A 13,352-nucleotide genomic window follows, 5' to 3' on the forward strand; every position below is an offset into this window, starting at 1 on the left:
GGCAGCGGACGAGGAGGGCTCCCCAGGTGGCACGGACGACGACGGCGCGCGGCGGCGGTGACGGGCAGGGCTTCACCGAGCGGATCGTCGACATCGACGTCTCGGAGGAGATGCAGGGCTCGTTCCTGGAGTACGCGTACTCCGTCATCTACTCGCGGGCGCTGCCCGACGCGCGCGACGGGCTCAAGCCGGTGCACCGGCGGATCCTCTACCAGATGGGCGAGATGGGGCTGCGCCCCGACCGCGACCACGTCAAGTGCGCCCGCGTCGTCGGCGACGTCATGGGCAAGCTGCACCCCCACGGCGACACGGCGATCTACGACGCCCTCGTGCGGATGGCCCAGCCCTGGTCGATGCGCCTGCCGCTCGTCGACCCGCACGGCAACTTCGGCTCCCTCGGCGGCGAGGACCCGGCGGCGGCCTACCGCTACACCGAGTGCCGCCTGGCCGAGCCCGCGATGCTCATGATCGGCGGCCTCGACGAGGACGTCGTCGACATGCGCCCCAACTACGACGAGAAGGAGGAGGAGCCCGAGGTCCTGCCCGCGGCGTTCCCCAACCTGCTCGTCAACGGCGCCGCCGGCATCGCGGTCGGCATGGCGACGAACATGCCGCCGCACAACCTCGTGGAGGTCGTGCAGGCCACCCGCCACCTCATCGCGCACCCGCGGGCCACGCTCGACGACCTCATGCGCTTCGTCCCCGGCCCCGACCTGCCCACCGGCGGGCGCATCGTGGGCCTGGAGGGGGTGCGCGACGCGTACGAGACCGGGCGCGGCACCTTCCGCACCCGGGCGACGGTCCGCGTGGAGAACGTGACGGCCCGCAAGAAGGCGATCGTCGTCAGCGAGCTGCCGTACGGGGTCGGCCCCGAGCGGGTCAAGGAGAAGGTCGCCGACCTGGTCCGGGCCAAGAAGCTGCAGGGCATCGCGGACCTCGAGGACCACACCGACATGAAGAACGGGCTCCGGCTCGTCATCGGGGTCAAGAACGGCTTCAACCCCGACGCGGTCCTCGAGCAGCTCTACCGGCTGACGCCGATGGAGGAGACCTTCGGCATCAACAACGTGGCGCTGGTCGACGGCCAGCCGCGGACGCTGGGGCTCGTCGACCTGCTGCGGGTGTACGTCGACCACCGGCTGTCGGTGGTGCGCCGGCGCTCGGAGCACCGGCGGGGCAAGGCGCAGGACCGGCTGCACCTCGTCGAGGGCCTGCTCGTGGCCATCCTCGACATCGACGAGGTCATCGCGGTCATCCGCTCCAGCGACGACACGGCCGCAGCGCGCGAGCGCCTCATGCAGGTCTTCGACCTGACCCAGGTGCAGACCGACTACATCCTCGAGATGCCGCTGCGCCGGCTGACGAAGTACTCCCGCATCGAGCTGGAGCAGGAGCGCGACGAGCTGCGGGCCCGCATCGCCGAGCTCACCGCGGTCCTCGAGGACGAGCGCAGGCTGCGGCGGCTGGTCAGCGACGAGCTCGCCCAGGTGGCCAGGGACCACGGCACCCCGCGGCGCACCGTGCTGCTGGAGTCCGCGGGCCAGCCGGTGACCGGCGCGGTCCCGCTCGAGGTGGCCGACGACCCCTGCCACGTGCTGCTCTCCTCGAGCGGCCTGCTCGCGCGGACCACCGGGGCCGGGCCGCTGCCGGTCGAGGGCGGGCGCAGCAAGCACGACCTCGTCGTGTCCGCCGTCCCGGCGACGGCCCGCGGGCACGTCGGGGCGGTGACCGACCTCGGGCGGGTCGTGCGCCTGCCGGTGCTCGACCTGCCGGCCCTGCCGCCGACCGCGGCGCCGCCGTCGCTGGCGGGCGGGGCGCCGGTGACCGAGTTCGTCGCGCTCGGCAAGGGGGAGCGGGTGCTCGCGCTCACCTCGCTCGACCCGGCCTCGCCCGGCCTCGCGCTGGGCACTGCGCAGGGCGTCGTCAAGCGCGTCCTGCCCGAGCACCCGGCGGGCAAGGACGAGTGGGAGGTCCTCGCGCTCAAGCCCAAGGACCGGGTCGTGGGCGCGGTGGAGCTGCGCACCGGCGACGAGGACCTCGTCTTCGTGACGTCCGACGCCCAGCTGCTGCGCTTCCCGGCCGCGGGCGTGCGGCCGCAGGGCCGGGGCGCGGGCGGTGTGGCCGGCGTGCGCGTCGCCGCGAAGCAGTCCGTCGTGGCGTTCGTGGCCGTGGCGCCGGGGGAGGACGCCGTCGTCGTCACCGTCGCCGGGGGCTCCGGGGCGCTGCCCGGCACCGACGCGGGCACCGTCAAGGTGGCGCCGTTCACGGAGTACCCGCCCAAGGGCCGCGGCACCGGCGGGGTGCGCTGCCACCGCTTCCTGCGCGGCGAGGACCAGCTCGTCCTGGCGTGGGCGGGCACCGGTCCGGCGCGGGCCGCGGGGACCGGCGGCGCGCCGGTCGAGCTGCCGCCCGCGCAGGGGCGGCGCGACGGCTCCGGGGTCCCGCTGGCGCGCGCGGTGGTCGCGGTCTCCGGGCCGGCCGGCGCGCTCGTCGGCCCGACCGCGGCGCCCGACGCCGACGCCCCCGACGAGGGGGGTGCCGGGCCCGCCGCCGACGGGCAGGGCTGATCGGCGCGGGGACCCGGCGGGCCGGCGCTCAGGCGCCCGCGGCCCGGCGGTCCGCCCCCTCACGCCCACCGCCGTGCACGAGCGTGTTCACGACCCACAGCGCCAGGCCGACGAGGAGCAGGACGCCGGCGGTGGCGTACTGGGAGGCCTCGCGGCCCGACAGCGGGCTCGCGAGGTAGAGGCAGGCGAGCACGCCGAGCACGGGCAGCGCCGTGGGGGCCCGGTAGTGGTCGTGGTCCGCCCGGTCGTGCCGCAGGACGAGGACGCTGGCGTTGACCACGGCGAAGACGCAGAGCAGCAGCAGGGCCGTCGTGCCGCCGAGGCCCTCGAGGTCGCCGGTGAGCACCAGCGCCACCGCGAGCACGGTGGTGAAGGCGATGGCGGTGACGGGCGTGCGCCGGGTGCGGTGCACCCGCCCCAGCGCGGCCGGGACGATCCGCTCGCGGGCCATGCCGTACACCAGGCGGCTCGCCATGAGCATGTTGATGAGGGCGGAGTTCGTGACGGCGAAGAGCGCGATCGCCGAGAACACCGCGAGCGGGAACGCCGGCGCCGCGGCCCGCACCACCTCGAGCAGCGGGCCGGTCGAGCCGCCGAGGGTCTCGAGGTCGACCACCGCCGTCGCCACGAACGCGATGAGCATGTAGATCACGCCGGTGACCGCGATCCCGAGGAACAGCGCCCGCGGGAAGGTGCGCCGCGGCTCCTCGACCTCCTCGGCCATGTTGACGCTGTCCTCGAAGCCGACGAGGGCGAAGAAGGCCAGCGCCGCGCCGCTCACCACGAGCCCGAAGGCGCCGCCCTCCTCGAACTCCAGGGCGCGGCCGGGGTCGCCCGTCCCCTGCGCCAGCGCCCACGCGCCGAGCCCGAGCACGAGCAGCAGCCCGCCGAGCTCGACGGTCGTCAGGACGACGTTGCACTTCACCGACTCGCTGACCCCGCGCAGGTTGACCAGCGCCAGCAGCACCAGGAAGCCCACCGCCACCGCCCACGTGGGCAGCTCGACGAACTCCGCCAGGTAGTCGCCGCCGAACGCGCGCGCGGCCGCGCCGGCGGACGTCAGGCCGGAGCACATGACGGCGAAGGCCACGAGGAAGGTGAGCAGCGGCAGGCCGAACGCCCTGTTCGCGTAGAGCGCGGCGCCGGCGGCGCGGGGGTACTTGCTGACGAGCTCGACGTACGAGGTCGCGGTGAGCAGCGCGACGAGGAACGCCAGGCCGAACGCGGTCCAGGCCGCTCCCCCGACCTCGGCGGCGACCTCGCCGGTGAGGGCGTAGATGCCGGTGCCGAGGATGTCGCCGATCACGAAGAAGAGCAGCAGCTTCGGCCCGATGACCCGCCGGAGCCCCGGCTGCGAGCCCTCGCGCTCGTCCACCCCCGCCGTCGTGCCCGCCATGGCGACCTCCCGGTCCGCGCCGCGCACGGGCTCCCCGTGCTGGCCGCGTCCCTTCCCGCGCTGTGATCACGGCACACCTGGGCGTCGTCCGGGTGCCCGATCGCCTGTGTTCCTGTTGTTCCTTGCCCGAAACCCTGGACACGACAGGGGAAGCGGGGGTAAACAAAGAGAAGCAAGCAGAACCGGACCCGACGGCGGGAGGCACGGTTGTACGCGACGGAGCGCCAGCAGGCGATCCTGGCCCGCGCCCGCGAGCACGGGCGCGCGGAGGTGGCCCAGCTCGCGGCCGACCTGGCCGTGACCCCCGAGACCATCCGGCGCGACCTCACCGCCCTCGAGCGCCAGGGGCTGCTGCGCCGGGTGCACGGCGGCGCCATCCCGGTCGAGCGCCTCGGCGCGGAGGCGGCCCTCGCGACCCGCGAGGCCCGCCTCGTGACCGAGAAGGAGCGCATCGCCAAGCGGGCCCTGGAGGAGGTGCCCGAGGAGGGCAGCGTCGTGCTCGACGCGGGCAGCACGACCGTACGGCTCGCCGAGGCCCTGCCCGCCGAGCGCCGCCTCACCGTCGTCACCAACTCGCTGCCCATCGCGGCGCTCCTCGCGGCGCGACCCGGCATCGCCCTGCACGTCGTCGGCGGGCAGGCCCGCTCGCAGACCCAGGCCCTCGTCGGCGACTGGGCCGCGTCGGCCCTCGCCGACGTCTGCGTCGACGTCGCGTTCATGGGGACCAACGGCATGTCGCCGCAGCGCGGGCTGACGACGGCGGACCGGCAGGAGGCCGGCACGAAGCGGGCCATGATGGCCGCCGCCCGCCGCTGCGTCGTCCTCGCCGACCACACCAAGGCCGGCACCGACCACTTCGCGTCCTTCGCCCGCCTGGACCAGGTCGACCTCGTCGTCAGCGACACCGGCCTCGACCCCGACCTCGCCGACGAGCTCGCCGCCGCCGGCCCGGAGGTGGTGCTCGCGTGATCGTCACCCTGACCCCCAACCCCAGCCTGGACCGCACGGTCGAGGTGCCCGCCCTCGTGCGCGGCGCCGTGCTGCGCGCCCGCGGCGGGCGGGTCGACCCGGGCGGCAAGGGCGTCAACGTCAGCCGGGCGCTCGCCGCGCACGGGCGGGCCACCCGGGCCGTCGTCCCCGTGGGCGGGGCCGAGGGCGCCCAGCTCGCCGCCCTGCTCGCGCCGCTGGGCATCGAGGTCCACGCGGTGCCCGTCACCGGTGCGGTCCGGGCCAACGTCGCGGTCGTCGAGCCCGACGGCACGACGACCAAGCTCAACGAGCTGGGGCCGTGCCTGTCCGGGGACGAGGTCGAGGCGCTGCTCGCGGCCGCCGTCGCCTCCGCCGACGGCGCGTCCTGGCTCGCCGCCTGCGGCAGCCTCCCGCCCGGGGCCCCCGTCGACCTCTACGCCCGCCTCGCCGAGGCGGCGCACTCGGCCGCCACGCGGCTCGTCGTCGACAGCAGCGGCCCCGCGCTGCTGGCCGCGCTCGAGGCCGGGCCCGACCTCGTCAAGCCCAACCGCGAGGAGCTCGCCGAGGCGGTGGGCCGCCCGCTCGGCACGCTCGGCGACGTCGTCGAGGCCGCCGCGGAGCTCGTGGCCCGCGGCGCCGGCGCGGTCCTGGCGAGCCTCGGCGCCGACGGGGCCGTGCTGGTCGGGCCGGACGGCGCGACGTACGGGGAGTCCCGCGTCGACCGCCCGGTCAGCACCGTCGGCGCCGGCGACGCGATGCTCGCCGGCTTCCTCGCCGCCGAGGCGGGCGCACCCGCCGCGACGGCCCTGGCCAGCGCCCTCGCCTGGGGCGCCGCCGCGACCTGCCTGCCCGGCAGCCGCATGCCCGCACCCCACGACCTGCGCCCGGACGCCGTACGGCTGCACGAGCGCATCGACCCCGCCCGCCCCCTGGAGGAGCAGCCCCGATGAGCGACCCGACCGCGCAGACCGACCTGATCACCGCCGACCTGGTCGACCTCGACCTCACGGCCACCGACCGCGACGGGGTGGCGCGCCAGCTCGGCGAGCGGCTCGTCGCCGCCGGGCGCGTCACCGACCTCGAGGGCTTCCTCGCGGACGTCCGCGCCCGGGAGGCCCAGATGCCGACCGGCCTGCCGAACGGCATCGGGATCCCGCACTGCCGCTCCGCGCACGTCACCCGGGCCACGCTCGGCTTCGGGCGGACCCCCGGCGTCGACTACGGCGCCGAGGACGGCCCGGCCCGGCTCATCTTCCTCATCGCCGCGCCCGAGGGCGGCGGCTCCGAGCACATGACGATCCTCGCCAAGCTCGCCCGCAAGCTCGTCAACGCCTCGTTCCGCGAGTCCCTGCTCACCGCTCCCGACGCCGAGAGCGTCGTCGCCATCGTCTCCGAGGGGGTCGGCCGATGAAGATCGTCGCCGTCACGTCCTGCCCGACGGGCATCGCCCACACGTACATGGCCGCGGAGTCGCTGGAGCAGTCCGCGGCCGCCGCCGGGCACGAGATCCACGTCGAGACCCAGGGCTCGGCCGGGGCCGACCCGCTGCCGCAGGAGACCATCGACGCCGCCGACGTCGTCGTCTTCGCCGCCGACGTCGAGGTGCGCGAGCGCCAGCGCTTCGCCGGCAAGCCCACCCTCGAGATCCCGGTCAAGCGCGCCATCTCCCACGGCCCGCAGGTCATCGAGGAGGCCGTGGCGCGCGCCGCCGAGGCCCCCGCGCCCGTGCCGGCGGGCGCGCCCGCCGGCGCCCCCGGGCCCAGCATGGCCACGAAGGTGACCGCCGAGGGCGGCACGCTGACCCGCGTGCGCCAGTGGGTCATGACCGGCGTCAGCTACATGATCCCGTTCGTGGCCGCGGGCGGCCTGCTCATCGCCATCGGCTTCATGGTCTCGGGCAACGCCCGCGAGGTGACGTCCTTCCCGCTCCCGGACGTCGTCGACGGCATCGACTGGACCTCGCGCTTCCAGATCGGCGCGCTGCTCTTCCAGCTCGGCGTCGCGGCCTTCGCGTTCCTGCTGCCCGCCCTCGGCGGCTTCATCGCCTTCGCCATCGCCGACCGGCCCGGCATCGTCCCCGGCTTCGTCGGCGGGGCGCTCGCCGGCACCGTCGGCGCCGGCTTCCTCGGCGCGCTCGCCGCGGGCTTCATCGGCGGCTTCACCGCCCGCTGGGTCTCGCGCTGGAAGGTGCCCAAGGCCCTGCGCGGCATCATGCCCGTCGTCGTCATCCCGCTCGTCGCCACGCTCGTCACCGGCCTGCTCATCGTCGTCGTGCTCGGCCCGCCGCTCAGCGCGGTCGTCGAGGGCCTCGGCGACTGGCTCAACGGCCTCTCCGGCGCCAACCTCTTCCTGCTCGGCGCCCTGCTCGGCGCGATGATGGCCTTCGACCTCGGCGGGCCGATCAACAAGGTGGCGTACACCTTCGCGACCACCCAGCTCGGCGCGGCCGCCGCGGGCGGCTCGGACACCAACCTCAAGGTCATGGCCGCGGTCATGGCGGCCGGCATGGTGCCGCCGCTGGCCATGGCGCTCGCCTCGACCGTCCTGCGCCCGGCGCTGTTCAGCCACCCCGAGCGCGAGAACGGCAAGACGGCCTGGGTGCTCGGCGCCTCGTTCATCAGCGAGGGCGCGATCCCCTTCGCCGCGGTGGACCCGCTGCGGGTCATCGCGTCCTCGATCGTGGGCGCCTCGCTCACCGGCGGGCTCGTCATGGTCTTCGGCTCGACGCTGCGCGCCCCCCACGGCGGCATCTGGGTCACCCCGCTCATCGGCGGCCCGCTGCTCTACCTCGTCGCCATCGCCGCCGGGACCCTCGTGAGCGCGGTGCTCGTCATCGCCCTCAAGAGCGCCCGCCGCGGCAACGCCGAGATCGTCGCCGAGGAGGACGCCGCGGCCAGCGGCGTCGCCACCGCCCGCGCCTGAGCGCGCTCCAATACCCTGCCGGAGCCCCGTACGACGACGGCGCCGGCGCCGTCCCCCACCTCCAGGAGCAGCACCCATGGCAGAACGCCGCGTGACCATCGGCTCGAGCGTCGGCCTGCACGCCCGGCCGGCGGCCCTCTTCACCCAGGCCGCCGCGCGCCAGCCGGTCCCCGTGACCATCGGCAAGGCCGACACCGAGTCCGTCGACGCGCGCAGCATGCTCCTCGTCATGACGCTCAACGCGCAGCACGGCGACGAGGTAATCCTGCGGGCCGAGGGCGACGGCGCCGAGGCGGCCCTGGAGGAGCTGGCCGAGCTCCTCGCCCGCGACCTCGACGCGCCCGAGGGGGCCTGAGGTGGCCGGCGGCCGGGCCCGCCTCACGGGGCTGGGGGTCAGCGCCGGCACCGCCGCGGGGCCCGTCGCCCGCCTCGGCGAGGCCCCCCGGCCGCCGGCCGACGAGGTCAACGGCCCCGACCCCGCGACCGAGGTCGTCCGGGCGGAGAAGGCGTTCACCGCGGTCGCGGAGGACCTCGAGGCGCGCGCGGCGAGCGTCGGCGGCGAGAGCGCGCAGATCCTCACCGCCACCGCGATGCTCGCCCGCGACCCCGGCCTGTGGGCCTCGGTCAAGGGGCTCATCACCTCCGGCACGCCCACCGCCCACGCCGTCGACCAGGGCGTCGAGGGCTTCTGCACCATGCTCGAGCAGGTCGGCGGCTACATGGGCGAGCGCGTCGCGGACCTGCGCGACGTGCGCGACCGCACGCTCGCCGTGCTGCTCGAGCGGCCCATGCCCGGCGTGCCGCACCCGGGGCAGCCGTACGTCCTCGTCGCCGACGACCTCGCACCGGCCGACACAGCGACGCTCGACCCGGGCGAGGTGCTCGGCATCGTCACCGCGGGCGGCGGCCCGACGAGCCACACGGCGATCCTCGCCAAGAGCCTCGGCATCCCGGCCGTGGTGCGCTGCGGCGACGCCCGCACGCTCGCTGAGGGCGCCACCGTCGTCGTCGACGGCTCGCGCGGCGAGGTCCTGCTCGACCCGACGGCGGACGAGCTGGACGACGTCGTCCGGCGCCGCGAGGCCCGCGCGGCCGTGGCGGCGGCGAGCACCGGTCCCGGCCGCACCGCCGACGGGCACCCGGTCGCGCTGCTCGTCAACGTCGGCACCGTCGAGCAGGCGCGCGCCGCCGGCGCCGTGGAGAGCGAGGGCGTGGGGCTCTTCCGCACCGAGTTCCTCTTCCTCGACCGGCGCACCGCGCCGACGGTCGAGGAGCAGGTCGCGTCGTACACCGCGGTCTTCGAGGCGTTCGCCGGGCGGCGCGTCGTCCTGCGCACGCTCGACGCGGGCGCGGACAAGCCGATGCCGTTCGTGACGCTCTCGGAGGAGCCGAACCCGGCGCTGGGCGTGCGGGGGCTGCGCACCGCGCAGCGCTCCCCCGAGGTGCTCGCCGACCAGCTCACCGCCGTCGCGCGGGCGGCGGAGCAGACCGGGGCCGACGTGCGGGTCATGGCGCCGATGGTCGCCACGCCCGCCGAGGCCGTCGGCTTCGCCGCGCTCGCCCGCGAGCACGGCATCGGCACCGTCGGGGTCATGGTCGAGGTGCCCGCCGCGGCGCTGCGGGCCCGCGCGGTGCTCGCCGGCGTGGACTTCGTGAGCCTCGGGACCAACGACCTCACGCAGTACGCGATGGCCGCGGACCGCGAGGCCGGCGACCTCGCCGAGCTGCTCGACCCGTGGCAGCCCGCGCTGCTCGACCTCGTCGCGTCCACCGGCGCGGCTGGCGAGGAGCTCGGCAAGCCGGTCGGCGTCTGCGGCGAGGCCGCCTCGGACCCGCTGCTCGCGCTCGTGCTCGTCGGGCTCGGCGTGTCGAGCCTGTCCATGGCCCCGGGCGCGCTGCCCGCGGTGCGCCACGCGCTCGGCGCGCACACCCGCGAGCAGTGCCGCGAGCTCGCCCGCCTCGCCCGCGCCGCCGACGACGCGGCCGGGGCGAAGGAGGCCGTACGGGCCGCCGCCGCGCCGGAGGTCGTCGCGGCGCTCTGAGGCCGGCCCGCCCGCGGTCCCCGGGGACCGCAGAAGGTGCCCTTCTGGCGGCTAGATCGCCAGAAGGGCACCTTCTGCGGTTCCGGAGGTGCCGGAGGCCGGACGTGCCGCTGGCGCGGCACCCGGCCTCAGACGTCCACGCGCTCCCGGTCCACCTTCGCCGCGCCGTCCACGATGAACTCGCGGCGCGGGGCCACCTCGTTGCCCATGAGCAGCTCGAACACCCGCTCGGCCGCCTCGGCGTCGCGCAGGGTGACCCGGCGGAGCGTACGCGTGCGGGGGTCCATCGTCGTCTCGGCGAGCTGGCTCGCGTCCATCTCGCCGAGGCCCTTGTAGCGCTGCGGGGGCTTGGTCTTGCGGCCGCGCTTCTGCAGGTCGGCCATGGTGCGGCGCATCTCCTCGTCGCTGTACGTGTAGACGTACTCGGCGGGGCGCTTGCCGGCGCCGGCGACCTCGATGCGGTGCAGCGGCGGGACGGCGGCGAAGACGCGCCCGGCCTCCACGAGGGGGCGCATGGTCCGGTAGAAGAGCGTGAGCAGCAGGCACCGGATGTGCGCGCCGTCCACGTCGGCGTCGGACATGAGGATCACCCGGCCGTAGCGCGCGCTGTCGAGGTCGAACGTGCGCCCCGACCCGGCGCCCACGACCTGGATGATCGAGGCGCACTCGGCGTTCTTCAGCATGTCCGAGGCCGACGCCTTCTGGACGTTGAGGATCTTGCCGCGGATCGGCAGCAGCGCCTGGAACTCCGAGTCGCGCGCGGGCTTGGCGGTGCCCAGGGCGGAGTCGCCCTCGACGATGAACAGCTCGGTGCGGTCGACGTCGTCGCTGCGGCAGTCGGCGAGCTTCGCCGGCAGCGAGGAGGTCTCCAGGGCGTTCTTGCGCCGCTGGAGCTCCTTGTGCGCCCGGGCGGCGATCCGGGTGCGGGCCGCCGACGCCACCTTGTCCAGGATCATGCGGGCGGCCTGCTTGTCGCCGCGCCTCGGGCTCTTGAGCAGCGCGCCGAGCTCCTGCTCGACGACGCGGGCCACGATGCGCGAGGCGGCCGAGGTGCCGAGGACCTCCTTGGTCTGGCCCTCGAACTGCGGCTCGGACAGGCGCACCGTCACCACGGCGGTGAGGCCCTCGAGGACGTCCTCCTTGAGCACGTCGGGCTCCGCGGCGCGCAGCACCTTCGCGGCCTTGAGGGCGTCGTTGAGCGTGCGCGTCAGCCCCCGCTCGAAGCCCGACATGTGCGTGCCGCCCTTGGGGGTGGCGATGATGTTCACGAAGGAGCGGACCGTCGTGTCGTAGCCGGTCCCCCAGCGCAGCGCGACGTCCACGCCGAGGTCGCGCTCGACCTCGGTGGGCGTCATGTGGCCCTGCTCGTCGAGCATCGGCACCGTCTCGCGGAAGTGCCCCCGGCCCTGCAGGCGCAGGGTGTCGCTGACCGGCGCGTCCGCGGCGAGGAAGTCGCAGAACTCGCCGATGCCCCCGTCGAACCGGAACACCTCGTCGCGCCGCTCGGCGCCGCGCTCGTCGGCGACGTGGATGGCGAGGCCGGGGACGAGGAAGGCGGTCTGGCGGGCGCGGTCGTACAGCCCGTCGACGTCGAGGGCGGCCTCGCGCAGGAAGATCTGCCGGTCGGGCCAGAACCGCACCCGGGTGCCGGTGACCCCGCGCTTGGCCCTGCGCACGACCTGCAGCCCGGAGCCCGGGGTGAAGGCCGCGGCCGGCCCGTCGCCGTCGAACGTGCCCGGCTGCCCGCGGCGGAAGCTCAGCGCGTGCACCTTCGAGGCCCGGTCGACCTCGACGTCGAGCCGGGCCGAGAGCGCGTTGACGACCGAGGCGCCGACGCCGTGCAGGCCGCCGGAGGCCGCGTACGACCCCCCGCCGAACTTGCCGCCCGCGTGCAGCTTGGTCATGACGACCTCGACGCCGGACAGCCCGGTGCGCGGCTCGACGTCGACGGGGATGCCGCGCCCGTCGTCGCGCACCTCGATCGAGCCGTCGGCGTGCAGGTGGACGTCGATGCGGCTGCAGTGCCCGGCCAGCGCCTCGTCGACCGCGTTGTCGATGATCTCCCAGAGGCAGTGCATGAGGCCGCGGGAGTCGGTCGAGCCGATGTACATCCCCGGGCGCTTGCGCACCGCCTCGAGGCCCTCGAGGACGAGCAGGTTGCGGGCGGTGTACGCGTCGGGCTCGAACTCGCCGTCGCTGCGCGCGCTGGTCGCGGCGGCCGCGCGGGTCACGGGCTGGGCGGTCACGCTGGGTGGGCTCCTGTCGTCGTCCGGCCCGGCGGCTGCGGGCCCGCTCCAACGTACCCTCGCCCGGCCCGCTCCCCCCGGACCCGCGCCGGGAGGCTCGGCGGCCTTCGGCGGGCCCGCCGGCCGGCCCCGGCGCTGGGCCGGACGGGTGGGGCGCGCGGGTGTCGTCGGCGACACGCCGGGCACCGGTCCGCAACGCGGCCGGGACCGCGGCGACACTGGCTCGTGACCTGGGGGTGTGACGCTCACCGCCTACGCGCTCAGCGAACCCGTCCGGCGCGCCGGGCGGGAACGAAGACCGGCTGGTTGGATGTTGCACGAGACGCACGACTCAAGGAGCAGGACCGATGATCCGAAGAGAGGCGACGTGACGACGACGCTCGCACCCTCCGGTGCGCTGACCGCCCAGGACCGCTGCGACCGCTGCGGGGCGCAGGCCTACGTCCGCGTAGTGCTGGCCTCCGGCGGCGAGCTGCTCTTCTGCGCGCACCACGGGCGCAAGTACGACGAGGGCCTGCGCAAGGTGGCGGTGGACATCCAGGACGAGTCCGACCGCCTCGACACCACGCCGGGGACGGCTGCTCCCGAGGAGCGCTGACCCGGTCCCGAGACCTCGGCCCCGGGTGTGCGGGGCCACCAACCGCACGAGGCCCCGGTCCCCCTCACGGGGGGCCGGGGCCTCGTCGTGCTCCCGGGGCGCGAGGGGACGCTAGTGCGGCGCGCGGGTGCCGAGGTCCAGGGCGTCGGTCCCCACGCTCGGCGGGACCGCGGCGATCCGCCGCAGGTCGAGGTCGTCGCGCGCCTCCACCCGCAGGTGGGTGCGCGCCAGCGCGAGCTGGCGCCGCTCGTGGTCGGCGGCGCGCACCTCCGGGCGCACCAGCCGGGCGAGGTACGCGGTCCGGCGCACCCCCTGCAGCGGCCCCACGGCGACCCGGTACGCCGCCTCGGCCGCCTCGAGCGCCGCGGTGAGCCGCGTGTCGAGCAGGCGCCGGGCGTCGGCGAGCTCGGCCGCGGGGGCGCCGGCGGCCTCCCGCTCGCGCAGGGCGCCCTCGGCCTCGCGGGCCGAGGCCCGCCGCTCGTCGAGCTCGCCGGCGAGGACCCGGTCCGCGGCGAGGGCCGGGTCGTCGGAGCGGCGGCGCCAGGGGCGCAGGCCGGGCAGCACGGGCACGGGGGCCTCCCTCCCGGGCGGCCGCCGTCGGCCGCCCGCGCG

The 13,352-nt window shown here is 76.0% G+C and carries 11 protein-coding genes; 8 read left to right on the forward strand and 3 right to left on the reverse strand.

The features are described 5' to 3' along the window. The first annotated feature begins 26 nt into the window (after window positions 1-26). Window positions 27-2,567 (forward strand): DNA gyrase/topoisomerase IV subunit A, encoded by a 2,541-nt coding sequence (locus tag D5H78_RS08420; RefSeq protein ID WP_245941626.1) that lies wholly within the window; start codon window positions 27-29, stop codon window positions 2,565-2,567. 28 nt (window positions 2,568-2,595) lie between these two features. Here the strand turns inward: D5H78_RS08420 and D5H78_RS08425 are convergent, their stop codons facing one another. Next, window positions 2,596-3,963, reverse strand: a complete 1,368-nt coding sequence (locus tag D5H78_RS08425) for an APC family permease (RefSeq protein ID WP_119950269.1) — start codon at window positions 3,961-3,963, stop codon at window positions 2,596-2,598. 207 nt (window positions 3,964-4,170) lie between these two features. On the opposite strand from D5H78_RS08425, the gene D5H78_RS08430 reads away from it, so the two are divergent. The 6 genes from D5H78_RS08430 (at window position 4,171) to ptsP (ending at window position 9,896) form a co-directional block, all read left to right on the forward strand. Further along, the gene (locus D5H78_RS08430; protein WP_119950008.1) at window positions 4,171-4,932 is read left to right on the forward strand and encodes a DeoR/GlpR family DNA-binding transcription regulator; all 762 of its coding nucleotides are present in this window, start codon (window positions 4,171-4,173) and stop codon (window positions 4,930-4,932) included. Further along, on the forward strand, window positions 4,929-5,882 hold the full coding sequence (gene pfkB / locus D5H78_RS08435) for a 1-phosphofructokinase (protein ID WP_119950009.1): 954 nt from the start codon (window positions 4,929-4,931) through the stop codon (window positions 5,880-5,882). The genes D5H78_RS08430 and pfkB overlap by 4 nt, the downstream gene beginning before the upstream one ends. Further along, window positions 5,879-6,343: a PTS sugar transporter subunit IIA gene (locus D5H78_RS08440; RefSeq protein WP_119950010.1), complete on the forward strand. Its 465-nt coding sequence runs from the start codon at window positions 5,879-5,881 to the stop codon at window positions 6,341-6,343. Before pfkB ends, D5H78_RS08440 begins: the two co-directional genes overlap by 4 nt. Next, window positions 6,340-7,854 (forward strand): PTS fructose transporter subunit IIC, encoded by a 1,515-nt coding sequence (locus tag D5H78_RS08445; protein ID WP_119950011.1) that lies wholly within the window; start codon window positions 6,340-6,342, stop codon window positions 7,852-7,854. The genes D5H78_RS08440 and D5H78_RS08445 overlap by 4 nt, the downstream gene beginning before the upstream one ends. Window positions 7,855-7,930: 76 nt before the next feature. Then, window positions 7,931-8,209 (forward strand): HPr family phosphocarrier protein, encoded by a 279-nt coding sequence (locus D5H78_RS08450; RefSeq protein ID WP_119950012.1) that lies wholly within the window; start codon window positions 7,931-7,933, stop codon window positions 8,207-8,209. Window position 8,210: 1 nt separating this feature from the next. Further along, a complete protein-coding gene (gene ptsP / locus D5H78_RS08455) occupies window positions 8,211-9,896 on the forward strand; it encodes a phosphoenolpyruvate--protein phosphotransferase (protein ID WP_119950013.1) in 1,686 nt (561 codons plus the stop codon). Window positions 9,897-10,024: 128 nt separating this feature from the next. Here ptsP and D5H78_RS08460 read toward each other — a convergent pair whose 3' ends face one another. After that, window positions 10,025-12,142 carry a DNA gyrase/topoisomerase IV subunit B gene (locus D5H78_RS08460; RefSeq protein WP_245941627.1) on the reverse strand — a complete coding sequence of 706 codons (2,118 nt, stop codon included), beginning with the start codon at window positions 12,140-12,142 and terminating at the stop codon, window positions 10,025-10,027. Window positions 12,143-12,509: 367 nt separating this feature from the next. Between D5H78_RS08460 and D5H78_RS08465 the strand changes: the two genes are divergently transcribed. Beyond that, window positions 12,510-12,740 carry a DUF7455 domain-containing protein gene (locus D5H78_RS08465; protein ID WP_119950014.1) on the forward strand — a complete coding sequence of 77 codons (231 nt, stop codon included), beginning with the start codon at window positions 12,510-12,512 and terminating at the stop codon, window positions 12,738-12,740. A gap of 111 nt (window positions 12,741-12,851) precedes the next feature. Here D5H78_RS08465 and D5H78_RS08470 read toward each other — a convergent pair whose 3' ends face one another. Continuing rightward, complete coding sequence (locus tag D5H78_RS08470; RefSeq protein WP_119950015.1) at window positions 12,852-13,310, reverse strand: hypothetical protein; 459 nt, start codon at window positions 13,308-13,310, stop codon at window positions 12,852-12,854. Window positions 13,311-13,352 lie beyond the last annotated feature (42 nt).

Origin of the sequence: Vallicoccus soli (assembly GCF_003594885.1) — a bacterium.
GTDB classification, from domain to species: Bacteria; Actinomycetota; Actinomycetes; order Motilibacterales; family Motilibacteraceae; genus Vallicoccus; species Vallicoccus soli.

Excerpts from the sequence above, each read along its gene's own strand:
- D5H78_RS08440 (WP_119950010.1), top strand. The coding sequence starts at position 5,879 with ATGAGCGACCCGACCGCGCAGACCGACCTGATCACCGCCGACCTGGTC.
- D5H78_RS08425 (WP_119950269.1), bottom strand. The coding sequence starts at position 3,963 with ATGGCGGGCACGACGGCGGGGGTGGACGAGCGCGAGGGCTCGCAGCCG.
- D5H78_RS08450 (WP_119950012.1), top strand. The coding sequence starts at position 7,931 with ATGGCAGAACGCCGCGTGACCATCGGCTCGAGCGTCGGCCTGCACGCC.
- D5H78_RS08445 (WP_119950011.1), top strand. The coding sequence starts at position 6,340 with ATGAAGATCGTCGCCGTCACGTCCTGCCCGACGGGCATCGCCCACACG.